We start from the raw sequence: 24,653 nt of genomic DNA, 5'->3' as shown, positions 1-24,653 counted from the left end.
GCGCAGCCGGCGACCGCCGCGGCGTCCGCCAGCAGCACAACCGCGAGGCGCCCGCCACTCCCCTGCCCCCCCTCGGCCACATCCCCGCTGCCCCGGAGGGCGTCCAAAAGACGTAGATGTAACTGCCCGACGGCCATCGGGAAACAGGACAGGCCCGGGCCAGTTAAAATGCCGGGTTTCCCACGCCCAAGGCAAGCCTTGCCCCGGCGAGTCGAATTCCAAGAATCCTATGCTCACCTTTCAGCAAATCATCCTTACGCTCCAGGAATACTGGGACAAGCAGGGTTGCGCCCTGCTGCAACCCTACGACATGGAAGTCGGCGCCGGTACTTCGCATACGGCCACATTCCTGCGCGCGATCGGCCCGGAGCCGTGGCGCGCCGCGTATGTGCAGCCTTCGCGCCGCCCCAAGGATGGCCGCTACGGCGAGAACCCCAACCGCCTGCAGCACTATTACCAATATCAGGTCGTGCTGAAGCCGGCGCCCCCGGAAATCCTGGACCTCTACATCGGTTCGCTGAAGGCGCTGGGCATCGACCCGACGCAGCACGACATCCGCTTCGTCGAAGACGACTGGGAAAACCCGACGCTGGGCGCCTGGGGCCTGGGCTGGGAAGTCTGGCTGAACGGCATGGAAGTCACGCAGTTCACCTATTTCCAGCAAGTGGGCGGCTTGGACTGCACGCCGACCACGGGTGAAATCACCTACGGCCTGGAACGCCTGGCCATGTACCTGCAGGACGTGCAAAGCGTGTACGACCTGGTCTGGACCGAAGGCGCCAACGGCAATCGCGTGCTGTACCGCGACGTGTTCCACCAGAACGAGGTGGAGCAATCCACCTACAACTTCGAACACTCGTCGGCCGACATGCTGTTCGCGCACTTCAATGACTACGAAACCGAAGCCAAGCGCCTGATGGACGTGCCGCTGGCGCTGCCGGCCTACGAGGCCGCGCTGAAAGCCGCGCACACCTTCAACATGCTGGACGCGCGGGGCGCGATCAGCGTGACCGAGCGCGCCGCCTACATTGGCCGCATCCGCAACCTGTCGCGCGCCGTCGCCCAGGCTTACTACGATTCCCGCGAACGACTGGGCTTTCCCATGCTGGCCCGCACCAAGGCCGCCGGGGAGGCTGCATAAATGACGACGAACATCCGCCCGCTGCTGGTCGAACTGCTGACCGAAGAACTGCCGCCCAAGGCCCTGCAAAAGCTGGGCCAGGCCTTTGCCGAAGGCGTGCGCGCCACGCTCGCGCGCCATGGCCTCTTGGCTGACGGCTGCGCCGTGACTGCGTATTCCACGCCGCGCCGCCTGGCCGTGCACCTGTCCGCCGTGCTGGCGCAGGCGCCCGACCAGCCCTACGCCGAAAAGCTGATGCCGGTGAAGATCGGCCTGACCGAAGACGGCCGCGCCACCCCGGCGCTGCAAAAGAAGCTGGCCGCCAAGGGCCTGGAAAACATCGATCTGTCCACGCTGGATCGCGAATCCGATGGCAAGCAGGACTACCTGGTTGCCCGCGGCACCGCCCCCGGCGCGCAACTGGCCGTGGGTTTGCAGGAAGGATTGGACACCGCGCTGAACAACCTGCCGATCCCCAAGGTCATGCGTTACCAGCTGGCTGATGGCGTCACGTCCGTCAAGTTCGTGCGTCCGGCGCACGGTCTCGTCGCCCTGTTCGGCGCCGACGTGGTGCCGGTGTCCGCGCTGGGCCTTACCGCCGGCCGTGACACGCTGGGCCACCGTTTCATGAGCACGGGCCCGGTGTCGTTCGCCGACGCAGATTCCTACGCCGCCACCCTGGCAGAAAAGGGCCGCGTCGTGGCGTCCTTCGAAGGCCGCCGCGACGAGATCCAGCGTCAATTGCTGGACCATGCCGGCCGCCTGTCGGCCACCCTGGGCGATGACCCGGAAGTGGCTGCGCTGCTGGACGAAGTGACGGCGCTGGTCGAACACCCCACCGTCTACGTGGGCCAGTTCGAAGAGCAGTTCCTGCAAGTGCCGCAGGAATGCCTGATCCTGACCATGCGGCTGAACCAGAAGTACTTCCCGCTGTTCGACCCGGCCACCGGCCGCCTGACGCACCGCTTCCTGATCGTGAGCAACATGCACACGGACAATCCGGTGAACATCGTCGAAGGCAACCAGCGCGTGGTGCGCCCGCGCCTGGCCGATGCGCAGTTCTTCTTCGAAACCGACCGCAAGACGCCGCTTGCTGCGCGCGTCGAACAACTGGGCTCGATCGTCTATCACAACAAGCTGGGCACCCAGCTTGAACGCGTCGAACGCGTGCGCGCCATCGCCCGCGGCGTGGCCGGCCAACTGGGCGGCGACGTATCGGCCGCCGACCGGGCCGCCATGCTGGCCAAGGCCGACCTGGGTTCGAACATGGTGGGCGAATTCCCCGAGCTGCAAGGCATCATGGGCGCGTACTACGCCGCCGGCGATGGCGAGCCCGCCAGCGTCGTCGAAGCGCTGCGCACCCAGTACCGCAACCGCTACGACACGCCGGTCACCCAAGACACGCTGACCGCCGCCACGCTCTTCATCGCCGAACGCGTGGAAACGCTGGTCGGCATCTGGGCCATCGGCCTGGCGCCCACGGGCGAACGCGACCCCTTCGGCCTGCGCCGCGCCGCGCTGGGCCTGATCAGCGCCTTCGAACAACTGGCCGCCGGCGGCTGGCTGAAGATCAGCGAAGACGGCCCGCTGTCTCTCGACGGCCTGCTGGACCAGGCCGCGGGCACGTTCCCCGCCGGCAAGATCCCGGCCGACACGCTGGCTGAAGTCCGCACCTTCATCTACGAGCGCTACCGCAACCAGTTGATCAACGACTTCGACCGCAACGCGGTGGAAGCCGTGATCGCGCTGACGCCGCCGCTGCATCAGGTGGCCGAGCGCGTGCGCGCCGCCGCCGCCTTCGCGCAACTGCCCGAAGCCGCCAGCCTGGCCGCCGCCAACAAGCGCATCGGCAACCTGTTGAAGAAGGCCGAAGGCGACATCGGCGCGGTCAACGACGCCGCGCTGGTGGAACCCGCCGAAAAGGCCCTGGCTGCCGCGGTCGCCGCCCTGCGCCCGCAGGCCGAGGCCCAACTGGCCGGCGGCGACTTCGCCGGCAGCCTGTCCACGCTGGCCCAGGCCCGCGAACCGGTGGACGCGTTCTTTGCCGACGTCATGGTCATGGCCGAAGACCCGGCCGTGCGCGCCAACCGGCTGGCTCTCTTGAGCCAGCTGCATGGCCTGATGAACCAGGTGGCCGACATTTCCAGGCTGGCACAGTGAAACTGATCATCCTCGACCGCGACGGCGTCATCAATCAGGACAGCGATGCGTTCGTCAAGAATCCCGACGAATGGATCGCCCTGCCGGGCAGCCTTCAAGCGATCGCCCGACTGACGCAGGCGGATTGGAAGGTGGTGGTCGCCACCAACCAGTCCGGCCTGGCGCGCGGCCTGTTCGACATGGACACGCTGACCGCCATCCACACCAAGATGCGGCGCGAGCTGGCCGCAGTCGGCGGCAGCATCGATGCCGTGTTCCTGTGCCCGCACGGTCCGGATGACAACTGCACCTGCCGCAAGCCGCGTCCCGGCATGTTCGAGCAGATCGGCCATCGCTACGACATCGACCTGACCGGCGTGCCGGCCGTGGGCGATTCGTTGCGTGACTTGCAGGCATCCTCTTCCGTCGGCTGCTCGCCCTGGCTGGTGCAGACCGGCAACGGCAAGAAGACGCTGGCCAAAGGTGGCCTGCCTGACAACACGCGCGTATGCGAAGACCTGTCGGCCGTAGCCGACGCCCTGCTTCAGGACAATTGATTCGATGGCCCGGCTACGCTCGCTGCTGTATTTCCTGTTCCTGGCCCTCACGGTCATCCCCTACGCCTTCGCCTGCATCCTGTGGGCGCCGCTGCCGCTGCACTGGCGCTACAAGCTGACCGTGGGCTGGCCGCGCCTGGCCATCTGGGGCGCCAAGGTGTTCTGCGGCATCCGCTGGCAGGTCAAGGGCTGGGAGAATCTACCCGACGGCCCCGCCGTCATCCTGTCCAAGCACCAGTCGGCCTGGGAAACGCTGTTCTTCCCGGCCCACATGCCGCGCGAAGTCTGCTTCGTCTACAAGAAAGAACTGCACATGGTGCCGTTCTTCGGCTGGGGCCTGGCGCTACTGCGGATGATCGCCATTGACCGCGCCAAGGGCCGCGATGCCTTTGAGCAGGTGGTCAAGCAAGGCCAGACCCGCCTGGACGAAGGGCGCTGGCCCTTGCTGTTCCCCGAAGGCACGCGCGTGCCGCCGGGCAAGACGGCGCGTTTCAAGATGGGCGGCGCGCTGCTTGCGTCGCGCACCGGCGCGGTGGTCATACCCGTGGCGCATAACGCCGGCGAGTGCTGGCGGCGCAACGCTTTCGTCAAATATCCCGGCATGGTCACCCTATCGATCGGTCCCGCGATAGAATCCAAGGGACTCTCCCCCGAAGAACTGAACCAAAAGGTCCAGGACTGGATCGAAGGGGAAATGCGGCGTCTCAACCCTGAAAGGTATGTCCAGCACTGATCAGCTCGAACTCCTGTTCGACGTGCAAGAAGACGACGCGCCCCAGGGCGCGTCGCCGCTGATCGCCACGCCGAAGCCGCCCGCCGCGCCCAGGCCTGCTGCGCCCCGGGCCACGCCCCCGCAGCCCGTCACCCCGAAGACGCTTTTCCCCGACGCGCCAGCGGACGCCGCCCCCGCGGGCGAGCCGCTCTTGACGCTGTCACCCAACGCGTCCTCCCGCGTCCCCACCCCGTGCCCCGAACCGCTGCCCCCGGGCGCGCGCTGGCGCGAGGTGCCGACCGAACATCAGCCCATCGGTTTCGTCCTGCTGCGCTCGCGCCGCCGCAGCATCGGTTTCGTGATCACCGACGACGGCCTGCGTGTCACCGCGCCCAGCTGGGTCACGCTGGCGCAGATCGACGACGCGGTGCGTGAGAAAGCGCGCTGGATCCTTGCCAAGCTGCGCGAATGGCACGCCCGCAAGCAACAACTGGCCATAGCACATACGCGCTGGCAGCCGGGTGGTGAACTGCCCTACCTGGGCAAGCGCATCCTGATCGGCGTGGGCGGCGACAGCCGCCAGGCCCGCCTGTCCGGCGACGCGGAAGCGCCGCAGGACGGCGACACCCTCTGGCTGGCCCTGCCCTCCACGGCCGAGCAAAGCCGCATCCGCGACGCGGCGCAAGCCTGGTTGCAGCAGCGGGCCGGCGCCTGGTTCGGCGCGCGGCTGGCGCATTTCCTGCAGGTGAGCGGCCTGAAGATCCGCCGCTGGCGGCTGTCTTCCGCCGCCACGCGCTGGGGCTCGTGCACCAGCGACGGCAACATCATGCTGAACTGGCGGCTGATCCATTTCGCGCCCGCCATCATCGATTACGTGATCGCGCACGAGCTTGCCCACCTGCGCGAAATGAACCACAGTCAGGATTTCTGGCGTGAAGTGGGACAGATCCTGCCTGACTTCGAAGACGCCAAGAATATTCTGCGGCGCCACGACCCCGCTTCCCTGCCTCAATTCTGAGGCGACTTGGAGACACAAAAATGTTGCTGCTGATTCCGGGCCCGGTCACGACCGACGCGCGGGTGAAGGCCGCCATGGCGCAAGATTACGCGCCGTGGGACAACGATTTCCGCGAAACCTACCGCCAAGTGTGCGCGGGCGTGCTGGGGGTGGCCGAGGCCTCGCCCGACGAACACGCCGCGCTGGCGCTGCCCGGCTGCGGGCACTTCGCGGTGGAAGCCGCGATCCGCACCTTTGTAGCGCCGGGCGGCCGCCTGCTGGTGCCGTCCACGGGCGCCTACGCGTCCCGCCTGCAGAAGCTGGCGGGCGAGGCCGGCCGGGTCGCCGTGCCCCTGCCCGTCGGTGCGACCGAACGGGTGGACCCGGTCGCCGTCGCCGCGGCGCTGGAACGGGACCCGACGCTGACGCACCTGGCGCTGGTCTACAGCGAAACCGGCAGCGGTATCTGCCATGACGTGCCCGAGCTGGCGCGTATCGCCCACGCGATGGGCCGCCGCGTCATCGTCGACGCCGTATCCGCGTTCGGCGCGCTGCCGTTGAACCTGGCTGCGCTGCCCGCGGTCGACGCCGTGGTGCTCACCGCCAACAAATGCCTGGAAGGGCTGCCCGGCGCCGCCTTCGTGGTGGCGCGCATCGACCGCCTGGAAGCTGCGCGCGGCAACGCCGGCAGCTGGTCGCTGGACCTGGCCGATATCTACCAGCACACGCTGGTCCCCAATGCCGGCCCCCGTTTCACGCCGCCCGCGCCCACGCTGGCGGCGCTGGCCGTGGCGCTGGACCTGTACCGGCAGGAAGGCCGTGTCGCCCGTCTGGCGCGCTACACGGCGAACATGCGCACGCTATATGATGGCGTGATCGAGCTGGGCCTTGCGCCCAATCTGCCTCGCGACCTGCAGGGCCCCATCGTCGTCAACGTCTGCGCGCCGGACGCCCCAACCTGGAACCTGCAGCTGTTCGTCGACGCGCTCAAGGCCCGCGGCTACGTGCTCAGCAATTTCAGCAACACCGAACACCCCTCGTTCCGGGTCGGCTGCATTGGCGCTTTCGGCGCCGAACAGATGCGGCTTGCGGTCGACGCCATGGGCGGCGCACTGCGCGACATCGGCATCACTCGGGAAAGCGCCGGAGCTCCGCCGCGCTTCCCGCAACCCCTCATCGCTTAAGGAAGATATCCATGCGTATGCTCCACACCATGCTGCGAGTCGGCAACCTCGACAAATCCATCGATTTCTACACCAACGTGCTCGGCATGCGCGTCCTGCGCCGCAACGACTACCCGGAAGGCAAGTTCACGCTGGCCTTCGTGGGCTATCAGGACGAAACCGAAGGCGCGGTCATCGAGCTGACCCACAACTGGGACACCGAAAAATACGACCTGGGCAACGGCTACGGCCACATCGCCCTGGAAGTCGACAACGCCTACGAAGCCTGTGACAAGGTCAAGGAACGCGGCGGCAAGGTCACCCGCGAAGCCGGCCCGATGAAGCACGGCAAGACGGTCATCGCTTTCGTGGAAGATCCCGACGGCTACAAGATCGAGTTCATCCAGAAGAAAGGACGGCAGGACTAGAGCCCCCACGCCGCACGCGCTGCGCGCGCTTGCTGCCCCCCGAGGGGGCCCTTTCCCCTTGGGGCGGCCCGGCGGCCGAAAAATAGCCCCCACGCCGCACGCGCTACGCGCGCTTGCTGCCCCCCGAGGGGGGCCTTTCCCCCTTGGGGCGGCCCGGCGGGTAAAGAACTACCGCGTAGAAGAGACATACATCATGATTCATCCCATCCTGAAAATGGGCGACCCGCGCCTGCTGCGCGTGGCGCCTCCGGTGGAGCGTTTCGACACGCCCGAGCTGCACGCCCTGATCGACGACATGTTCGAAACCATGGCGGCCGCGCAAGGCGTGGGGCTGGCTGCGCCGCAGATCGGCGTGGACCTGCAGCTGGTGATCTTCGGCTTCGACCGCAACGAACGCTACCCCGATGCGCCCCCGGTGCCGCAAACCATCCTGTGCAATCCCGTCATCACGCCCTTGTCAGACGAGATGGAAGACGGCTGGGAAGGCTGCCTGTCGGTGCCCGGGCTGCGCGGGCAGGTGCCGCGCTATCGCCACATCCGCTACAGCGGGCGCGACCCCTACGGCCAGTTGATCGAGCGCGAAGCCGAAGGCTTTCACGCCCGCGTGGTGCAGCATGAATGCGACCACCTGATCGGCCGCCTGTATCCGTCGCGCATCCAGGATTTCTCGAAGTTCGGCTTCACCGAAATCCTGTTTCCGGGCATGGACCCGAACGCCGACGACTAACCGCCCGGGTTCGGATGCGCCGCAGCAGGCGCATCTGCTGCGGTTGCCGCCTGCGGCGACAAGTCTTCCGGCGCGAAATCATCCACCTGCAAGACCTGCGACACCAGAGCCTCCGCCGCTTCCAGCTGCGCGGCCTGCGTGTCGGTGATCGCGCCGCGCTGATGCGCTTCGCGCCAGTCGCGCACGCCGGATTGCCGCAGGCGGTCGCGGATTGGCTGCACGGCATCCACCAGCGCGAACGCGCGAGTCAGCTCGCCCAACGGGTCGCCGCCCGCCCGGCCGCCTCCCAACAGCACGCCCGTCGCCGGGTGATTGCCCGGTTCCCGCTGCAGGTCGGCCGCCAGCCGCACATGCGTGGGAGACGGCTTCAAGAGCAGCTCGGCGCATTCGCGCGTCAAGGCGTCATTCGGCCCCCTGGCCAGGCGCAGCGGCAGAATGGCTGCACGCAGCCCCCAGGCCAGCACCCGCCCCGGCAGGTTGCGCAGCACCTGGTCCAGGCTTTTCTCGATGCTGGCGTAGCCCTGCTCCATGCACCAATGCACCAGCGGCAGGTCGTCGTGCTTGCGCCCTTCGTCTTCCCAGCGCTTGAGCACCGCCGACAGCAGATACAACTCGGACAGGATGTCGCCCAAGCGCGCCGAAATCATTTCGCGCCGCTTCAACCCGCCGCCCAGTTGCGCCAAGGTGGCGTCCGCCAGCAGCGCGAAGCCGGACGAATAGCGCCCCAGCCGCCGGTAATGGCCGGCCGTGGGGCCCGACACCGGCGACGGCGCCAGCACCGCGCCCGTCCATGCGCGGCCGATGGCGCGCAGCGTGTTCTTGCCGGCATGTCGCAGGTGACGCCAGAACACGTCGTGGAAGACCTCGATGCCGCGCTCTTCGTCCGGGTTGGCCAGCGCCAGCATTTCCGGCATCAGATAGGGATGGGCACGGATGGCGCCCTGGCCGAAGATGATCAGGTTACGCGTCAGGATGTTGGCGCCTTCGACCGTGATGGCGATCGGCACCGCGCGGTACAGCCCGCCCAGGTAATTGCTGGGTCCGTCGATGACGGCGCGCCCGGCGTGCACGTCCATCGCGGCGTTGACCGAGCCGCGCATGCGCTCGGTCGCGTGGTATTTCATGATGCCCGACACCACCGCCGGCTTCACGTCCTGGTTCAGCGCGGCGCAGGTCAGGCGCCGGGCGGCCTCCACCATATAGGCATTGCCCGCCAGCTGGGCCAGTTGTTCCTGCACGCCTTCGAACTTGCCCACGGGGATGCCGAACTGCTCGCGCACCCGGGCATACATGCCCGTCGTGTGCGCGCACATGACGGCTGCGGCCGCCGACAGCGAAGGCAGCGAGATACCGCGCCCCGCCGCCAGCGCGCTCATCAGCATCTTCCAGCCCTGGCCCGCGCGGGCCTCGCCCCCGATCAGCGCGTCCAGCGGCACAAACACGTCGCGCCCCTTGTTGGGGCCGTTCTGGAACACCTGCATCGCGGGCAGGTGGCGCCGCCCGATCTCGACACCCGGCGCCTCGGTGGGCACCAGCGCCACCGAAATGCCAATGTCCTTGGGTCCGCCCAGGATGCCGTCGGGGTCGGACATCTTGAAAGCCAGGCCCAGCACCGTGGCGACCGGCCCCAGGGTGATGTAGCGCTTGTGCCAGTTCAGCCGGATGCCGATCAGTTCACGGCCGTCCACCACCTGGCGACAGACGACGCCGGTGTCCACCATGGATGCGGCATCCGAGCCCGCCTCGGGGCTCGTCAGGCCGAAGCACGGCACTTCGCGGCCGTCGGCCAGGCGCGGCAACCAGTAGTCGCGCTGCGCCGGCGTGCCGAATTGCATCAACAGTTCACCTGGGCCCAATGAATTCGGCACCATGACCGTCACGCCCGCCGTCACGGAGTACGCCGAAATCCGCCGCACGACTTCGGAATGCGCATAGGGCGAAAAGCCCAGCCCGCCATAGCGCCGCGGAATGATCATGCCGAAGAAGCGCTGCGCCTTCAGGAACGCCCAGACCTCCGGCGGCAGGTCGCGCCGGCGCCAGGTGATGTCCCATTCGTCCAGCATCGCACATAGCTGGGCTACGGGGCCATCGATGAAGGCCTGTTCTTCGCGGGTCAATGTGGCGGCGGGCACGTCCAGCAGCTTGCGCCAGTCGGGGTTGCCCGTGAACAGGTCAGCATCCCACCAGGTGTCTCCGGCCTCGATGGCCTCGCGCTCGGTCGCGGACATGGGCGGCAGGGCGTTGCGCGCCCAGCGATACGCAGGTTCCGAGATGCGGCGCCGGCGCCAGGCATTGAAATCCATGAGTGTCCCTCACTGTTATGGCCCTAGGGCGTATCGGGCCAAAGTACCAGAATTGGCGGCAGGCGGCCAAGCTGGAGCGTGCCGACTCTGCGACAATGGGCGTCGCCGCGCTGGTGCGCAATCAACCGCTATCCGGGCACATTCCGCATGCTGAACAAACTCTGGCTGGGCTTTTTCCTGACTGCCGCAGCCGCCGCCCTGTACCGCTGGCTAGCCGTCGGCGACCCCGATGTCTTCCGGCTCATGGTGGCCAGCCTGTTCGACATGGCGCGCGTATCCGTCGAAGTCATGGTGCTGCTTTTCGGCACGCTGACGCTGTGGCTGGGCTTCCTGCGCATCGCCGAAGGCGCCGGGATGGTGGAAAAACTGGCCCGGCTGCTGGGGCCGCTGTTCGCACGCCTGATGCCGGGGGTGCCGCGCAACCACCCCGCCATTGGCCTGATCACGCTGAACTTCGCTGCCAACGGCCTGGGGTTGGACAACGCAGCCACGCCGATCGGCCTGCGCGCCATGCGGGAACTGCAATCGCTGAACCCCACGCCGGAAACCGCCAGCAACGCGCAGATCCTCTTCCTGGTGCTGAACGCCTCGTCGCTGACCCTGCTGCCGGTCACGCTCTTCATGTTCCGTGCGCAACAGGGTGCTGCGGACCCGACGCTGGTGTTCCTGCCCATCCTGCTGGCCACCAGCGCATCCACGCTCGCGGGCTTCCTGGCGGTCGCCGCCTGCCAGCGGCTGCGCCTGACGGACCCGGTCGTGATGTTGTGGCTGGGCGGCGCGGCGCTGATCATGGGCGGCTTCATGGCGCTGCTGGCCAGCATGTCGGCCGCTGCCATCGCCACGCTGTCGTCGCTGCTGGGCAACCTGACGCTCTTTGGCATCCTGCTGGCGTTCCTGATCGCGGGCGCCTGGAAGAAGGTGCCGGTCTACGAGGCCTTCATCGAGGGCGCCAAGGAAGGCTTCGACATCGCCAAGAGCCTGCTGCCCTACCTGGTAGCGATGCTGTGCGCCGTAGGCGTGCTGCGGGCCTCGGGCGCATTGGACTTCCTGCTGGACGGCATCCGCTGGCTGGCGCAATACGCGGGCTGGGACACGCGTTTCGTCGACGCCCTGCCCACCGCGCTGGTCAAGCCGTTCTCGGGCAGCGCGGCACGCGCCATGATGCTGGAAACCATGACGCACCACGGCGTGGACAGTTTCCCCGCGCTGCTGGCCGCGGTGGTGCAAGGCAGCACCGAGACCACCTTCTACGTGCTGGCGGTGTATTTCGGATCGGTGGGGATATTGCGCGCGCGCCACGCGGTGGGCTGCGCGCTGATCGCCGACCTGGCCGGCGTGCTGGCCGCGATCGGCGTGTGCTACTGGTTCTTCGGCTAAGCGCCGCAGCGGGGCCTGGCGCCCCGCATGCGCCGCCTTAGTCCACCAGCAGGATCTTCATGCCGTTGGTGCCGCCGCTGTCGCGGTAGAAATCGCCCTTGGTCAGGATGACCCAATCGCCCGTCTTCACCAGGTTGCGCTTGCGCAATTCGTCGATGGCAGCGTTGCTGAGGTCCGCCGGTTCGTAATCCGACGGCGCAAACGGCACGGTGTAGACGCCGCGGAACATCGCCACGCGGTTCTGCGTGAGGCTATGCGGGCTGTAGCAGTAAATCGGCACGCCGGATCGGATGCGGGACATGATCAACGGCGTATGCCCGCTTTCCGTCAGCGCGATGACCGCCTTCACGCCCGGGAAGTGGTTGGCCGCATACATGGCCGCCAACGCGATGGTCTCGTCGCAGCGCGTGAAGGTCTCGCCCACCCGGTGATGCGATTTCGTCGTGGTCGGGTGCTTTTCGGCGCCCAGGCACACACGCGCCATCGCCTGCACGGCTTCCACCGGATACTGGCCCGATGCGCTTTCGGCCGACAGCATGACGGCGTCCGTATAGTCCAGCACTGCATTGGCCACGTCCGACACTTCGGCGCGCGTGGGCATGGGGCTGGAGATCATCGACTCCATCATCTGCGTGGCCGTGATCACGACCTTGTTCAGCGTGCGCGCGTGCTGAATGATGCGCTTCTGGATGCCCACCAGTTCGGCATCGCCCACTTCCACGCCCAGGTCGCCGCGCGCCACCATCACGCCGTCGCTGGCGCGGATCAGGGCGTCCAGTGCTTCGTCATCGGCCACCGCCTCGGCGCGCTCGATCTTCGCGATGATCCACGCCTGGCTGCCGGCTTCGGCCAGCAAGGTGCGCGCTTCGTCGATGTCGCTGCCATAGCGCGGGAACGACACGGCCACATAGTCCAGTTCCATTTCGGCCGCGAGCTTGATGTCAACGCGGTCCTTGTCGGTCAGGCTGGGCGCGGACAAGCCGCCGCCGCGGCGGTTGATGCCCTTGTTGTTCGACAGCGGTCCGCCCACGGTCACGGTCGTGTGGACCTCGTCGCCTTCGACGCGGTCCACCACCAGCACGACGCGGCCGTCATCCAGCAGCAGTTCGTCGCCGACGCGGCAGTCCGTCACGAGTTCCGGGTAATCGATACCCACGATGCTGGCGTTGCCGGCTTCCTTGGGATGCACGCGCGACAGCGTGAACGGTTGGCCGACCTGCAGTTGCACCAGCTTGTCCGTGAAGCGTGCGATGCGGATCTTGGGACCTTGCAGGTCGCCCATGATGGCAACGAAGCGTCCTTGCTTGGCAGCGATCTCGCGCACCAGCCGGGCGCGTTCGCGGTGGTCGTCCGCGCTGCCGTGCGAGAAGTTCAGGCGGGCCACATCCAGGCCGGCGCGGATCAATGCATCAATGCGTTCGGGCGACGAAGTCGAAGGGCCCAGGGTGGCGACAATTTTGGTGCGGCGCAATACAGGCATGACGGTCCACTCTCGCGAAAACAACGAAAGCGTTATGGTACGCCGCCTGCGTCCGCACGGGTATCATGGTCATCACACCACCCTACAACCAGGCCAATCAAACCCGTGAAAATCGTTATCGCTCCCGACTCTTTCAAAGAAAGCGTTTCCGCGCCCGATGCGGCGGCAGCCATTGCGCGCGGCGTCAAAGCCGCCAGCCCCGGCGCCCATACCGTATGCGTGCCAATGGCCGATGGCGGCGAAGGCACGGTCGAAGCCGTGCTGGCCGCCACCGGCGGCCAGGAGCGGCAACTGACCGTCAATGACGCGCTGGGCCATAAGGTCGATGCGGTCTGGGGGTTGCTGGAAGACGGCACCGCCGTCATCGAGATGGCGGCGGCAGCCGGCCTGGAACTGATCGCCCCGTCCAAGCGGGACCCGATGCGCGCCAGCAGCCACGGCGTGGGCGAACTGATGCTGGCCGCCATCAACGCGGGCGCCACGCGCATCATCCTGGGGCTGGGGGGCTCAGCCACCAACGACGCCGGCGCCGGCATGCTGACGGCGTTGGGCGTGCGCTTCATGGACGCGGAGGGCCACAGCCTGCCGCCAGGCGGAGGCTCGCTGGGCAAGCTGGCCCGCATCGACACGCGTGGCCTGGACCCGCGCCTGGCCGGCATCCGCATCGACATCGCCTCCGACGTCGACAACCCGCTGTGTGGCCCGCAAGGCGCCTCGCACATCTTCGGGCCGCAAAAAGGCGCCACGCCAGAACAGGTGCTGGCGCTGGATCAGATGCTGACGAATTTCGCCGACGTCTGCGCGCAGCACCTGGGCGCGGACCATCGCAACGAACCCGGCGCCGGCGCCGCCGGCGGCCTTGGGTTTGCCGCCAAGGCCTTCCTGCAAGCGCACTTCCGGCCCGGCGTCGAGATCGTGGCGGAACTGGGCGGGCTGGCGCAGGCCATCGAGGGCGCCACGCTGGTGTTCACCGGCGAAGGCCGGATGGACGCGCAGACGCTGCGCGGCAAGACACCGGCAGGCGTGGCCCGGATCGCGCAGCAGGCCGGCGTGCCGGTGGTCGCGCTGGCGGGCTCGCTGGGCGACGGCTACGAAGCACTGCACGCCTGCGGCATCAGCGCGGCATTCAGCCTGGCCCCCGGTCCCATCACGCTGCAACAGGCGCTGGCGGATGCGGAAAAGCTGCTTGCCGATCGCGCGCGCGATGTGATGCTGCTGTGGATGGCGGCGCAAAAGCGCATGCTGTGATTGGCGAACGCGCGCAACCCATCGGACGCCGCACCGGTTCGACTCACGTTCCGCTCCAACGAAAAAGCCCGCATCAGCGGGCTTTTTCGTTGAGGATCGCGGCTCAAGCGGACTGCAATATGCCCGCTTCCACCAGCGCATCCGACAGGCGGATGTAGCGATCTACCGAGATGTCTTCCGCACGCGCGGTGGGTGCGATATCCAGGGCTTCCCAAGGTACCTGCGGCGCCCAGTCAGCCAACACGCGGCGCAGCATCTTGCGGCGCTGCGAGAACGCGCGCGCCACCACCGTTTCAAACGCCCGCGTACTGACCGGACGCAGCCGGTCCGCAGGCAGCGGCACCATGCGCACGATGGCCGACACCACCTTGGGCGGCGGGTCGAACGCTTCCGGCGGCACGTCGAACAGCTTGTGCATCCGGTAGCGCGATTGCAGCATCACGGACAAGCGGCTGAAATCGCCGGACCCCGGCTGCGCCACCATGCGGTCGATCACTTCGCGCTGCAGCATGAAATGCTGGTCGCGGATGTGGTCGGCCCACTCCATCAGATGGAAAAGCAACGGGCTGGAGATGTTGTACGGCAGATTGCCCACGACGCGCAGGGCGTTGCCGAACTGTGAAAAATCCACCGTCAGCGCGTCGGCTTCGACTACCGTCAGGCGGCTTGCCTCGAACTGCTTACGCAGGCGGGCGGCCAGATCGCGATCGATCTCGACCGCGGTCAGGTGATCCAAGCGCTCGAGCAGCGGCCGGGTAAGCGCAGACAAACCCGGGCCGATCTCGACCACGGCATCGTCACGGGCGGGAGCAACCGCCCGGACGATGGACTCGACGACGCTTTCGTCGGTCAGGAAGTTCTGGCCAAAGCGCTTGCGCGCCTGGTGTTGAGACATGAAAAGCCCGTAATGCGTTTAGCGGTTGTTCTGCTGGATCTTCTGCTGCTTTTCAAGACGGTTGTCGACGTACGCTTGCGCGCGCAACTGGTCGAGCCAATCTTCGAAAGCAGGCTGGGCACGGCGCTCGAACAGGATCTGGCGCGCTTTCATGCGGGCCAATTCGTCCGTAACGTCGTGTTGGCGGCGCTCTTCAACCTGGATCAAGTGCCAACCGAAAGGCGACTGGATCGGGGGGCTGATTTCGCCCGGCTTCAAGGCGTTCATGGCAGCTTCGAACGGCGGAACGGTTTCACCCGGGTTCAGCCATCCCAGTTCGCCGCCTTGCGGTGCTGTGGAGTCCTGCGAATACTGACGCGCCATGTCTTCGAACTTCGCATCGCCGGCCACCAGGCGCTGACGCACCTGTTCGAGGCGTTGGCGGGCGGTTTCGTCGCTCATGACGGTCGACGTCTTGATCAGGATGTGACGCGCGCGGGTCTGCATGACTTCCGTCGGACCTTGCGGCGCGGCGGGGGCCTGCGGCGGACGCGCCGTGGGCTGCGGGGCCTGTGCCGGCGCCGGGGCGCGCGCAGTACGGCCAGGAGCCGGTTGCGCCGTGCCGCGGTCCATCACCTTGATGATGTGGAAACCGTTGCCGCTCTGGATCAGGTTCGTCACCTCGCCCTTCTGCAGATTGCTGATGGCCTTGACGAACAGGTCGGGCCAGCCGTCCAACGGACGCACGCCCATGACACCGCCTTGCAAGGCTTCGGGGCCGTCCGAGGCCGCCGCCGCCAGGCTCGCGAAATCATCGCCGCGCTTGGCACGCGCCAGGATGCCTTCGGCCTTCTTGCGCAACGCGGCAAGCTGTTCGGACGACGAGCCTTCCGGCACGCGGACCAGGATCTGCGCCAAGGCGTAAAGCATCGGGCCGGACGGCGCAGCAGCCTGTTCGGGCGCAGGTTCCGGTTGAGCCTGCGGCTGCGGCTGGGCTTGCGGCGACGCGCCAAACGCCGGATTGCGGCGCTGGTCCTTCAGGAAGGCATCGACTTCGGTATCGGAGATGACGATGGTGGAATCCACCGCGCGCTGGCGCAGGCGATCCGTGCGGATCTCATCGCGCAGCGACTTGCGGTAGGCATCCCAGGTCGTGCCTGATTTTTCAATTTCGCCGCGCAATTGCGCCACGCTGATCTTGTTGCGCCCGGCGATGGTCTGGATCGCCTGATCGACCTGGGCGTCATCCACACGGATGCCAAGGCGGTCGGCTTCATGGCGCTGGACGCGCTCCATGATCAAACGCTGCAGGACCTGGTGCTGCAAGGTCTGGTCATCGGGCACCTGGATGCCGCGCGACTTCAGTTCACCGGAAATGCGGAGCGATGCTTCGCGCAATTCACGCAACGTGATCACATCCTTGTCGACCACGGCCGCGATGCCATCGACGAACTGCTCGCCTTTCGCTGCGGGAGCCGCAGCCTGCGGGGCGGCCTTGGCGCCATTGCTTGCGGCCCGGCCAGTCTGCTCGGCCGCATGCGCGGCGGGCAGGCCGGCGCAAAGAGCCAGCAACAGCGCGCTGCCGGACAGGCGGCGCAAAGAGTGCAACCTACGCATCATTCATACCTTTCAAATGTGGTCCCAGCCGGCACGGGCGGTGTAATGCTGGTGTAGCCGGGGATACTTCTGTTCAGCAGGTTCATCGGATCGGTTCCCAGGGAACCCAGACCCGTCAGCTCAAGCTGGAAGAACACTGCGGAGTTGGCGTCCGTAGCCGATACGGCATAGCGCTGGTAGACCACGCGGCCCACCCAGCAGCAATCGCCTTTGTACTCCAGACCCGCAATAGCCTGCGTCACGCGAGGCGATTCCGTGGTGTTGGCCACCGTGCTGGACGGCCCGGAACGCAGGGAATAGTCCACCCGACCAACGCCGTACCAACGCTTGGTGAAGGGCCATTGCAGCGCGAGGCTGACCTGATTCTGGCCCTGCGGCTGGTACGAAACCCCGGTCTGGGGGTCGCGCTGATAACGGTAGGACACGGCCACCGTCGTCAGGCGCTGCGGCGACCAGCGCGCGCTGATCAACCCGCGCGACCACTGGTTTTCATACGGGTTGTACTGGGCCGCCACGTCAGTGCTGAGCGTGTCGGTCAGTGCGGCGCTGGCGCCCACGAGGAAGTCGGAGCGCACGTTTTCACGCGGCGTTTCGCCCGGAAGCGTGACCTGTTGGTCTTCGAAATACAGTCGTTGCGCCACGGCCAGCGACATGCGTTCGAAGCCGGTGTTGGCGTCCAGCCACCGCGTCGTCAACGCCGCAGTCAGCTGGTTGGCATTGGAAATACGGTCCCAGCCGCCCGTGTAGATGTTCTCTTCAAAGGCCTGCGAAAAGCTGAAATCCGACAGCGACGTATCGTAGACCGGCAGCTTGGACTGATCGCGGTAAGGCACGCGCAGGTAGTACAGGCGCGGCTCCAGGGTCTGCGTGGACGCCTTGCCGAACAATGTGGTGTCGCGTTCGAAGATCAGGCCCGCATCCAGGGACATGATCGGCACCGTGCGCGATTGCGTCGACGGATAGCCAAAAGACGTGCCCGCGCTGGACGTGCCCGAATTCAGGCCCAACCAGTCTCTGCCATACCAATTGGTCTGGTACTGGGTATAGTTCACGCCTGCCTTCGGGATGATGAACCAGCCCGGCCGCACGATCGGATAGGACACGGTGGGATAGGACTGCAGGCGATCGCCTTCCGGGCCGCTGCGGCGGCCTGCCACCATGGGCACCTGGAAGCGCACCGCCGTCGACGTCCAGTCCACGTCGAAGCCGCCCCAATCATAGCGGGCACCGCGCAGGTAGAGCTCGGGCACCTTGTCGTAAGGTGGCACCAGCGGAGCGTCCGGATCTTGCAAGGTCTGGTATTTGTAGACCTGTGCGTACGTGCTCCAATACGTCGAGGACCAGCCTACCCGCGCACGCTGCGGCAGGTAGGTGGTGGACGCCTGGTTCAGGCCCAGTTGGGAAATGTCCCGGAAATAGTTGTCGTCGGACACCTTAGCAACGTCCCAGTCCGCATAGAAACCATGCGAGAACTGCTGTTGATGACGCCACCAGTACATCCAGCGGTCTTCGCTGGTGATGTTGTCATTCGGCAGATAGGTGCCGTCAAGCGTGCCCGAATAGCCGGCCCCCAGATAGCGGAATTCGCCACCCAGCTGCATGCCGCGCTTGGAGAAGTAGCGCGGCTGGATCGTCGCGTCGTAGTTGGGCGCCAGGTTCAGGTAGTAGGGCAGCGAGAAATCGAAACCGCCTTGGCTGGTCGTACCGTAGGTCGGCATCAGGAAGCCGGACTTGCGTTCCTTCTTGACCGGAAAGGTCATGTAGGGCGACGCCAGGATCGGCACATCCTTGAAATACAGCACGCCATTGCGCGCCACGCCTTCGTTCTCGTCGAAGTCGATGTCGACCGTGTTGGCCTTGATGTACCAGGACGGCGTCTCGCACGCGCAGCCGCTGTACGTGACGGTATGCAGCCGCATCTGCGACTTGCTGAAGATGTCCGCGTGCTCGGCCACGGCAAACCCGCCGGTGGCCCCCATCCAGAAGTTGGGCTTCTCGACTTCGCCCGAATACTTGTCGACGTTGAACTTGGCGTTCGGACCGGTCACCAGCGTGCCGTCGCGCATCATGCGCGCGCTGCCCTGCACGTCGACTTCGCCCGTATCCTTGCGGTAATTGATGCGGTCGCCCTTGATGATGCCGTCGATGCGGCGCACTTGCGCGCTACCGGTCAGGGTCAGGTCGGAATCAGGATCGCCCTCGATGCTGTCCGCTTCCATGTAGGCGGGGATGCTGCCATCAGGCAAGCGATGCACCCGCAAACCGGGGGACGTGCGCAGCACGGGGGCCGCGGGCGACGCGGTAGCGGATGATGCGGCGGAAGCCGGACCCTGGCTACCTTGGGCCTGAACGGCCCCGGCGGCGACGCTGACAGCAGAGAGGATCAACCACCGAACCTTGCGCACGAGTGAAAACAGCCCTTTTTTGACGATGGGGGAACCTGGCACGGGCGCCACGGAAGGGCCAATGCGAACGGAAACGAGCCGGTATTATAGAGAAGCCGCGCCATACGCCCAGCCTTATGTGCGCCGAACGCAAATTTCAGCAATATTGCCTTTCTGACACGGATCTTCCTTGAAAAACGATCACGACCCCCGCCTGGCGCAGATCCGCAACTGGCTGGAAAGCCTGCCCGCCGACCTGGATCTGGCCGTGGACACGCTGCGCCCGGCCTCCGCCGACGCCAGTTTCCGCCGGTATTTCAGGCTGGACGCCGGTAAGCGCACCCTGATTGTCATGGACGCGCCCCCGGCCCATGAAGACTGCCGCCCCTTTCTGCACGTGGGGCAATTGCTGGGCGACGCCGGCCTGAATGTGCCCAAAGTGCTGGCTCAGGACCTGGGCCTGGGCCTGCTGCTGCTCTCCGACCTGGGCGAACAGACCTATTACCAGCGCATCCAGGACGGCCTGTCCGACAGCCAGCTCCAGACGCTCTACCGCGAGGCGCTGGCCGCCCTGGTCCAGCTGCAGAAGGCCTCCACCGCCGGACTGGCGTCCTATGACTCGGCCCGCCTGGCCGACGAGCTCAAGCTGTTTCCCGAGTGGTACGTGCAAACGCACCACGGCGTGACGCTGGACGACAAGACGGCGAACGCCCTGGAAAAGATCTTCGCGCTGCTGTCGGCCAGCAATGGCGGCCAGGCGCAAGTGCTGGTGCACCGCGACTTCCATTCGCCCAACCTCATGGTCTGCGATCAGCCGCAATACGGCCCCAACCCGGGCATCATCGACTTCCAGGACGCCCTGGCCGGCCCGATCACCTATGACCTCGCGTCCCTGGTAACCGACGCCCGCACCACGTGGGAAGAGCCGCAGCAGCTGGACTGGGCTATCCGCTATTGGGAAATGGCGCGCGCCGCCGGGTTGCCGGTAGAGGCCGATTTCGCCGATTTCCACCGCGCCTACGAATGGATGGGCCTGCAGCGCAACCTGCGCATCCTGGGCGTGTTCGCACGCCTGAACCACCGCGACGGCAAGGCGCACTACCTGGCCCACATGCCACGCGTGAACGGCTACGTACGCCAGGTCGTCCAGCGCTATGGCGTCTTCACCCCCCTGCTGCGCCTGCTGGACAAGCTGGACGACCGCCAGGTCCGCGTCGGGTACACGTTCTGATGCAAGCCATGATTCTTGCCGCGGGCCGCGGCGAACGCATGCGCCCGCTGACCGACAAGCTTCCCAAGCCCCTGCTGGCGGTCGGCGGCAAGCCGCTGATCGTCTGGCACCTGGAGCGCCTGGCTGCGGCCGGCATCCGCGACGTCGTCATCAACCACGCCTGGCTCGGCCACGAGATCGAGCGCGCATTGGGCGATGGTGGCGCCTTCGGCGTGCGGATCCGCTATTCGGCGGAAGGCACCGCGCTGGAGACGGCCGGCGGCATCGCCCAGGCGCTTCCACTGCTGGGAAACGCGCCTTTTCTGGTGATGAACGGGGACGTCTGGTGCGACTGGGACCCTGCGGCGGCCCCTGGCCTGGCCGCCAGCCTGCCCGACGGCGGAGCCTGGCTGCTGATGGTGGACAACCCCGCCCAGCATCCCAACGGCGATTTCCGGCTGGCGCCCGACGGCAGCCTGCACGCCCAGGGGGAACCGCGTTTGACCTATGCAGGCATCGCCGTCTACCATCCCTCGTTGTTCGCGGATGTCCCGCGCGGCACGGCCATGCCCATGCTGCCCCTTTTTAGGCAGGCGATGGCTCAGGGCCTGGCGCGCGGCGCACACCATACCGGCCGATGGACTGATGTCGGCACCCCTGAACGGCTTGCCGACCTGGACGCCGAGCTCCTCGCAGCGGCGCGTTGACGCTCACATATTTCACAATATCAAGGTGCGCAACCAGGATTTTCCGCGCACCCAACGCCCCCGACTAACGGGGTATTCTCAGACGCTTTGGCACGCGCGGGCACCGCGCGGACGAGCAACACACAGGAAGTTTTCTAGGAATGGGGATGTTTGGAAGATCGCAACGGGCCGTGTTCAAGCCCTCCGTATACCAACCCGGTCAACGCACGCGACGCCTGCCGCGCTGGCTTGTCCTGCTTCTTGTGGGAATTGCCCTGGGTGCAGGCGGCGTGCTCTTCCTGCAAACCAACTATGGTCCGCAACGCCTGACGGTAGAGCAGTCCGAGTCGCTGCATAGCGAACTGAGCGCCTCCAACCTGGAGCGCCAGCGCCTGCAGACGCAACTGGACGAAGCCACCCAGCAGCGCGACGCCAACAAGTCGGGCCACGAAAAACTGACCGCCGATCTGGCCGACGCGCGCAGCAAGATCGAAACCATGAACAAGGAACTGGTCCTGTTCCAGGACGCCATGCCGCCCGATCCGCGCGGCGGCAACCTGGGCATCCGCTCGGCCACCTTCAAGCGTGCCCCCGGCCAGCTGGACTACCAGGTGCTGGTCATGCGCGAAGAGCGCACCGGCGCCCCCTTCAAGGGCACGCTCACGTTCTCCATCGATGGCAGCTACCCCAACGGCCGCTCCGCCACCGTCACGCCGGAAGGCCCGGCGCTGAACGTGGACCGCTACGACTACGCACTGGGTCAGTTGAAACTGCCCGACGGCTTCACCCCCAAGGTGGTGGTGCTGCGCGTGATGGACGGCGGCCAGAAGCAGCAGGCGATGCGCATCTATTACGTGCGCAACTGACGCCCAGGGCTCCGCCCGCGAAGACCCGCCCTGATCCGGCGGGTTTTTTTTCGTCCTGAGCAAGTAGTTGCGTACACAACCTTTTCGGGAATATAGTTGCGCACACAACTACATATCGGAGACAAGATGCCGCTCCCCTCGCACGTTCCCGTCCTGATCGCCGGCGGAGGCCCCGTCGGCCTCACGCTTGCCGCCCTGCTGGCCGAATACGGCATCGCCTCGCTCACCGTGGAAGCCGACGATGATTACTGCGCCGGCAGCCGCGCCATCTGCATTTCGCGCCGGTCCCAGGAAATCCTGAGCTGGGCCGGCGCCGACCAGCCCTTGATGGCAACCGGGCTGCCCTGGACCGGCGGGCGCAGCTACTTTCGCGACCGGGAAGTCCTGCATTTTGAAATGCCGCATGACCCGTTGCAGCGCTATGCGCCGATGGTGAACATCCAGCAGTACTCGATCGAGGAATACGCCCATCAAGCCATGCAGCGCCATCCCGGACAGGCCGCGCTGCAATGGTCGGCCCGGGTAGCCGGATTGCAGGCGGATGCGGATGGCGTCACGGTCGAGGTGGATGCTGGCGGCCAGCGCCAGACCGTGCGCGCCGACTGGCTGATCGCCTGCGACGGCGGACGCAGCACGGTGCGCGAAGCGATGGGTCTGAAACTGGAAGGCATGCAGTACGAAGGCCGCTACGTCATCGTCGATATCGAGCAAGCCTCCAGCCGCCCCGTCGAGCGCCTGGCCTGGTTCGATCCCCCTTCCAACCCCGGGTCGACGCTGCTGATGCATCGGCAGCCGGGCAACGTGTGGCGCGTGGACTATCAGATCCGAGACGACGAAGACCCCGACGAAGCCGTCAAGCCCGAGAACGTGCTACCGCGCGTGCAAAGCCATCTGGACATGATCGGCGAGACCGCCCCCTGGAAGCCGCTGTGGATCTCCATCTACAACGCCAAGTGCCTGACGCTGGACCAGTATCGGCATGGCCGCGTGCTGTTCGCCGGTGACGCCGGCCACCTGGTGCCGATCTTCGGCGTGCGGGGCCTGAATTCCGGCCTGGACGACGCGGGCAACCTGGCCTGGAAACTCGCCTGGGTGCTGAAGGGCCTAGCGCCGGCCAAGCTGCTGGACAGCTACAGCGTCGAACGCGTACACGCCACCCGACAAAACCTGGCCTACGGCGCGAAGAGCACCGAATTCATGGCGCCACCGGATTTCGGTTTTCGCCTGATGCGCGAGGCCGCGTTGCGGCTGGCGTTGGCGGACGAGACCGTGCGGTCCTTGATCAACCCGCGCCAATCCGCACCCATTTCGTACGACACCTCGCCCCTGAATCTGGCGGATGGCGCCCCCCAGGCCGGCCCCGCCGCCGCACCCGGCCAGCCCGCGCTCGACGCCCTGCTGCAGGACGGCGATGCGCCGCGCTACCTGAGCGAATGCTTCGGCCGCGGCTTCGTGGCGCTGGCGGTCTCGCCCCCTGCGCCCCTCTCGGCGGAACTGGATGCGCTGGCTGCGGCAACGCAAAGCTTGCCGCATCCCCTGCAAGTCGTCCGTGTGGGCGCCGACGGCTGGCACGATGCACATGGCCAAGTGCGGCAACGCTATGGCGCGGCTGACGGCATGGTCTACCTGCTGCGCCCCGATGGCTATGTGCTGGGCCGCTGGACCGCCCCCGACGCAGCGACCCTGCGCACCGCCCTCATTCCCTACTATCCCTCGATCGCCCTGCCCGCAAAGAAGGAAGCCCAAGCATGAACCACGAAGAACTGGACCAGGTCTATACCGGCATGGCGCAGGCGCTGACCCGCGTGGGCGAATCGAACGCGCCGCTGTTCCTGTCGATACTCGGTTTGTCGTTACTGAGCCGGCAACCGGATGCAGCGTCCGCGCTGGCATCGCTGGCACAGGCGGAAAGCGCCTGCCGGGGCGATGACGCTGTGGCAAACTATCCCGCCGCCACTCCTGCCCGCCCGACGTGAAAACGCCTGCCCTGGAACGATTCCTGACCTATCGCCTGCACGTGCTCAACAAGATCACGGACCGGGATACGAATCGCGCCTACCTGTCAGACTGCGGCATTCCGTTAGGCGAAGCGCGCTGCCTGGCGGCGATCGGCCGCTACGCGCCGCTCTCCGTCAACGACCTGGCCCGGTCGGCCAACTTGAACAAGGGTCAGGCCAGCCGATCGGCCCAGGCGCTGGTTGAACGCGGACTGGTCGAAAAAGCCCTATCGGCCGCCGACGGACGCGGCGTGGTGCTGACACCGACTGTCGCAGGCGTGGCGCAGTACCAGCGCATCATCGCGCTGATCGCGCAACGCAATGACGAGATCTTCGCTTGCCTGGATGCCGACGAACAACGCGTCCTGGGCGACATGCTGGATCGCCTGATCGACCATCTGCAAGCGCGCGAAGACGGCGAACCGGGCGAAGGCGCCTAAGCGCCTGCCTTCGGCGCCGTCGCGCCCATCTGCGCGGCGGCCTCGTCCATGAACTGCGCCATGCGCACATCCAGTTCGGTCACGCCGCCGGCATCATGCGTGGTCAGCGTCACATCCACCCGGTTGTAGACGTTGGTCCACTCCGGGTGGTGGTTCAGCTTTTCCGCGAACATGGCCACCCGCGCCATGAAGCCGAACGCCGCGTTGAAATTCGGGAAGCGGAAGCGCTTCTCGATGGCATCGCGCGTAGCCACGGCCTGCCAGCCTGACAACGCAGCCACGGCGATATCGGTGCCGATACGGGCGGGAGGAAACATGCTCATGACAG

22 protein-coding genes are annotated in these 24,653 nt (G+C 66.5%); 16 read left to right on the top strand and 6 right to left on the bottom strand.

All coding sequences use genetic code 11. From position 1 onward, the window contains the following. Nucleotides 1-229 precede the first annotated feature (229 nt). The 8 genes from glyQ (at nt 230) to def (ending at nt 7,843) form a co-directional block, all read left to right on the top strand. Nucleotides 230-1,141, top strand: a complete 912-nt coding sequence (gene glyQ / locus AC3WMU_RS19450) for a glycine--tRNA ligase subunit alpha (protein WP_006226339.1) — start codon at nt 230-232, stop codon at nt 1,139-1,141. Beyond that, nucleotides 1,142-3,280: a glycine--tRNA ligase subunit beta gene (glyS, locus tag AC3WMU_RS19445; protein ID WP_492282840.1), complete on the top strand. Its 2,139-nt coding sequence runs from the start codon at nt 1,142-1,144 to the stop codon at nt 3,278-3,280. Further along, nucleotides 3,277-3,816: a D-glycero-beta-D-manno-heptose 1,7-bisphosphate 7-phosphatase gene (gene gmhB / locus AC3WMU_RS19440; protein WP_006226337.1), complete on the top strand. Its 540-nt coding sequence runs from the start codon at nt 3,277-3,279 to the stop codon at nt 3,814-3,816. The genes glyS and gmhB overlap by 4 nt, the downstream gene beginning before the upstream one ends. Before the next feature lie 4 nt (nt 3,817-3,820). Further along, on the top strand, nt 3,821-4,549 hold the full coding sequence (locus AC3WMU_RS19435; RefSeq protein WP_006226336.1) for a lysophospholipid acyltransferase family protein: 729 nt from the start codon (nt 3,821-3,823) through the stop codon (nt 4,547-4,549). Continuing rightward, nucleotides 4,536-5,546: a M48 family metallopeptidase gene (locus AC3WMU_RS19430; protein ID WP_006226335.1), complete on the top strand. Its 1,011-nt coding sequence runs from the start codon at nt 4,536-4,538 to the stop codon at nt 5,544-5,546. Before AC3WMU_RS19435 ends, AC3WMU_RS19430 begins: the two co-directional genes overlap by 14 nt. A gap of 20 nt (nt 5,547-5,566) precedes the next feature. Then, nucleotides 5,567-6,709, top strand: a complete 1,143-nt coding sequence (locus AC3WMU_RS19425) for a 2-aminoethylphosphonate--pyruvate transaminase (protein ID WP_492282839.1) — start codon at nt 5,567-5,569, stop codon at nt 6,707-6,709. Between the two features lie 11 nt (nt 6,710-6,720). Then, nucleotides 6,721-7,116 carry a lactoylglutathione lyase gene (gene gloA, locus AC3WMU_RS19420; RefSeq protein WP_006226333.1) on the top strand — a complete coding sequence of 132 codons (396 nt, stop codon included), beginning with the start codon at nt 6,721-6,723 and terminating at the stop codon, nt 7,114-7,116. Between the two features lie 193 nt (nt 7,117-7,309). Beyond that, nucleotides 7,310-7,843: a peptide deformylase gene (gene def / locus AC3WMU_RS19415; protein ID WP_006226332.1), complete on the top strand. Its 534-nt coding sequence runs from the start codon at nt 7,310-7,312 to the stop codon at nt 7,841-7,843. Here the strand turns inward: def and AC3WMU_RS19410 are convergent. Then, the gene (locus AC3WMU_RS19410) at nt 7,840-10,146 is read right to left on the bottom strand and encodes an acyl-CoA dehydrogenase (RefSeq protein ID WP_280028996.1); all 2,307 of its coding nucleotides are present in this window, start codon (nt 10,144-10,146) and stop codon (nt 7,840-7,842) included. The two genes, def and AC3WMU_RS19410, sit on opposite strands and share 4 nt — an antisense overlap. A gap of 147 nt (nt 10,147-10,293) precedes the next feature. Between AC3WMU_RS19410 and AC3WMU_RS19405 the strand changes: the two genes are divergently transcribed. Further along, nucleotides 10,294-11,523: a nucleoside recognition domain-containing protein gene (locus AC3WMU_RS19405; protein ID WP_088587676.1), complete on the top strand. Its 1,230-nt coding sequence runs from the start codon at nt 10,294-10,296 to the stop codon at nt 11,521-11,523. 37 nt (nt 11,524-11,560) lie between these two features. Here the strand turns inward: AC3WMU_RS19405 and pyk are convergent, their stop codons facing one another. Beyond that, nucleotides 11,561-13,003: a pyruvate kinase gene (gene pyk / locus AC3WMU_RS19400; protein ID WP_006226329.1), complete on the bottom strand. Its 1,443-nt coding sequence runs from the start codon at nt 13,001-13,003 to the stop codon at nt 11,561-11,563. Between the two features lie 105 nt (nt 13,004-13,108). On the opposite strand from pyk, the gene AC3WMU_RS19395 reads away from it, so the two are divergent. Then, nucleotides 13,109-14,251, top strand: a complete 1,143-nt coding sequence (locus tag AC3WMU_RS19395; protein ID WP_424625295.1) for a glycerate kinase — start codon at nt 13,109-13,111, stop codon at nt 14,249-14,251. Between the two features lie 103 nt (nt 14,252-14,354). On the opposite strand, the gene rsmA is transcribed toward AC3WMU_RS19395, so the two are convergent. The 3 genes from rsmA to AC3WMU_RS19380 are packed head-to-tail and all read right to left on the bottom strand — an operon-like array spanning nt 14,355 to nt 19,147. Then, on the bottom strand, nt 14,355-15,146 hold the full coding sequence (rsmA, locus tag AC3WMU_RS19390) for a 16S rRNA (adenine(1518)-N(6)/adenine(1519)-N(6))-dimethyltransferase RsmA (RefSeq protein WP_088587674.1): 792 nt from the start codon (nt 15,144-15,146) through the stop codon (nt 14,355-14,357). 18 nt (nt 15,147-15,164) lie between these two features. Beyond that, nucleotides 15,165-16,745 (bottom strand): peptidylprolyl isomerase, encoded by a 1,581-nt coding sequence (locus AC3WMU_RS19385; RefSeq protein ID WP_006226326.1) that lies wholly within the window; start codon nt 16,743-16,745, stop codon nt 15,165-15,167. Further along, nucleotides 16,742-19,147, bottom strand: a complete 2,406-nt coding sequence (locus tag AC3WMU_RS19380) for an LPS-assembly protein LptD (protein ID WP_035213792.1) — start codon at nt 19,145-19,147, stop codon at nt 16,742-16,744. Before AC3WMU_RS19380 ends, AC3WMU_RS19385 begins: the two co-directional genes overlap by 4 nt. A 169-nt stretch (nt 19,148-19,316) precedes the next feature. Here AC3WMU_RS19380 and AC3WMU_RS19375 point away from each other — a divergent pair, with 169 nt between their 5' ends. The 6 genes from AC3WMU_RS19375 to AC3WMU_RS19350 all read left to right on the top strand — a co-directional run bounded on the left by AC3WMU_RS19375 (nt 19,317) and on the right by AC3WMU_RS19350 (nt 24,325). Then, entirely contained in the window at nt 19,317-20,357 is a 1,041-nt protein-coding gene (locus AC3WMU_RS19375) for an aminoglycoside phosphotransferase family protein (protein WP_280028998.1), read from the top strand. Beyond that, on the top strand, nt 20,357-21,043 hold the full coding sequence (gene murU, locus AC3WMU_RS19370; RefSeq protein ID WP_492282838.1) for an N-acetylmuramate alpha-1-phosphate uridylyltransferase MurU: 687 nt from the start codon (nt 20,357-20,359) through the stop codon (nt 21,041-21,043). Before AC3WMU_RS19375 ends, murU begins: the two co-directional genes overlap by 1 nt. A 146-nt stretch (nt 21,044-21,189) precedes the next feature. Continuing rightward, entirely contained in the window at nt 21,190-21,888 is a 699-nt protein-coding gene (locus AC3WMU_RS19365) for a DUF6776 family protein (protein ID WP_492282837.1), read from the top strand. Between the two features lie 126 nt (nt 21,889-22,014). After that, nucleotides 22,015-23,640: an FAD-dependent monooxygenase gene (locus tag AC3WMU_RS19360; RefSeq protein ID WP_454676173.1), complete on the top strand. Its 1,626-nt coding sequence runs from the start codon at nt 22,015-22,017 to the stop codon at nt 23,638-23,640. Further along, a complete protein-coding gene (locus AC3WMU_RS19355) occupies nt 23,637-23,864 on the top strand; it encodes a hypothetical protein (protein WP_454676172.1) in 228 nt (75 codons plus the stop codon). The genes AC3WMU_RS19360 and AC3WMU_RS19355 overlap by 4 nt, the downstream gene beginning before the upstream one ends. Beyond that, nucleotides 23,861-24,325: a MarR family winged helix-turn-helix transcriptional regulator gene (locus AC3WMU_RS19350; protein WP_006226319.1), complete on the top strand. Its 465-nt coding sequence runs from the start codon at nt 23,861-23,863 to the stop codon at nt 24,323-24,325. Before AC3WMU_RS19355 ends, AC3WMU_RS19350 begins: the two co-directional genes overlap by 4 nt. Here the strand turns inward: AC3WMU_RS19350 and AC3WMU_RS19345 are convergent. Beyond that, complete coding sequence (locus AC3WMU_RS19345) at nt 24,322-24,648, bottom strand: 4a-hydroxytetrahydrobiopterin dehydratase (protein WP_006226318.1); 327 nt, start codon at nt 24,646-24,648, stop codon at nt 24,322-24,324. The genes AC3WMU_RS19350 and AC3WMU_RS19345 overlap by 4 nt on opposite strands. Nucleotides 24,649-24,653: the final 5 nt, after the last annotated feature.

Source organism: Achromobacter sp. FW305-C-13, from assembly GCF_058783475.1.
The sequence above is the reverse complement of the archived record's forward strand: the minus strand, read 5'-3'. Positions and strand labels throughout refer to the sequence as shown.

Bases quoted from the DNA above. Each gene is read 5' to 3' on its own strand.
- AC3WMU_RS19365 (WP_492282837.1), top strand. From the start codon at position 21,190: ATGTTTGGAAGATCGCAACGGGCCGTGTTCAAGCCCTCCGTATACCAA.
- AC3WMU_RS19410 (WP_280028996.1), bottom strand. From the start codon at position 10,146: ATGGATTTCAATGCCTGGCGCCGGCGCCGCATCTCGGAACCTGCGTAT.
- glyQ (WP_006226339.1), top strand. From the start codon at position 230: ATGCTCACCTTTCAGCAAATCATCCTTACGCTCCAGGAATACTGGGAC.
- AC3WMU_RS19430 (WP_006226335.1), top strand. From the start codon at position 4,536: ATGTCCAGCACTGATCAGCTCGAACTCCTGTTCGACGTGCAAGAAGAC.
- rsmA (WP_088587674.1), bottom strand. From the start codon at position 15,146: ATGTCTCAACACCAGGCGCGCAAGCGCTTTGGCCAGAACTTCCTGACC.
- AC3WMU_RS19345 (WP_006226318.1), bottom strand. From the start codon at position 24,648: ATGAGCATGTTTCCTCCCGCCCGTATCGGCACCGATATCGCCGTGGCT.
- pyk (WP_006226329.1), bottom strand. From the start codon at position 13,003: ATGCCTGTATTGCGCCGCACCAAAATTGTCGCCACCCTGGGCCCTTCG.
- AC3WMU_RS19425 (WP_492282839.1), top strand. From the start codon at position 5,567: ATGTTGCTGCTGATTCCGGGCCCGGTCACGACCGACGCGCGGGTGAAG.
- def (WP_006226332.1), top strand. From the start codon at position 7,310: ATGATTCATCCCATCCTGAAAATGGGCGACCCGCGCCTGCTGCGCGTG.
- glyS (WP_492282840.1), top strand. From the start codon at position 1,142: ATGACGACGAACATCCGCCCGCTGCTGGTCGAACTGCTGACCGAAGAA.
- murU (WP_492282838.1), top strand. From the start codon at position 20,357: ATGCAAGCCATGATTCTTGCCGCGGGCCGCGGCGAACGCATGCGCCCG.
- AC3WMU_RS19435 (WP_006226336.1), top strand. From the start codon at position 3,821: ATGGCCCGGCTACGCTCGCTGCTGTATTTCCTGTTCCTGGCCCTCACG.
- gloA (WP_006226333.1), top strand. From the start codon at position 6,721: ATGCGTATGCTCCACACCATGCTGCGAGTCGGCAACCTCGACAAATCC.
- AC3WMU_RS19385 (WP_006226326.1), bottom strand. From the start codon at position 16,745: ATGATGCGTAGGTTGCACTCTTTGCGCCGCCTGTCCGGCAGCGCGCTG.
- AC3WMU_RS19355 (WP_454676172.1), top strand. From the start codon at position 23,637: ATGAACCACGAAGAACTGGACCAGGTCTATACCGGCATGGCGCAGGCG.
- AC3WMU_RS19405 (WP_088587676.1), top strand. From the start codon at position 10,294: ATGCTGAACAAACTCTGGCTGGGCTTTTTCCTGACTGCCGCAGCCGCC.
- AC3WMU_RS19360 (WP_454676173.1), top strand. From the start codon at position 22,015: ATGCCGCTCCCCTCGCACGTTCCCGTCCTGATCGCCGGCGGAGGCCCC.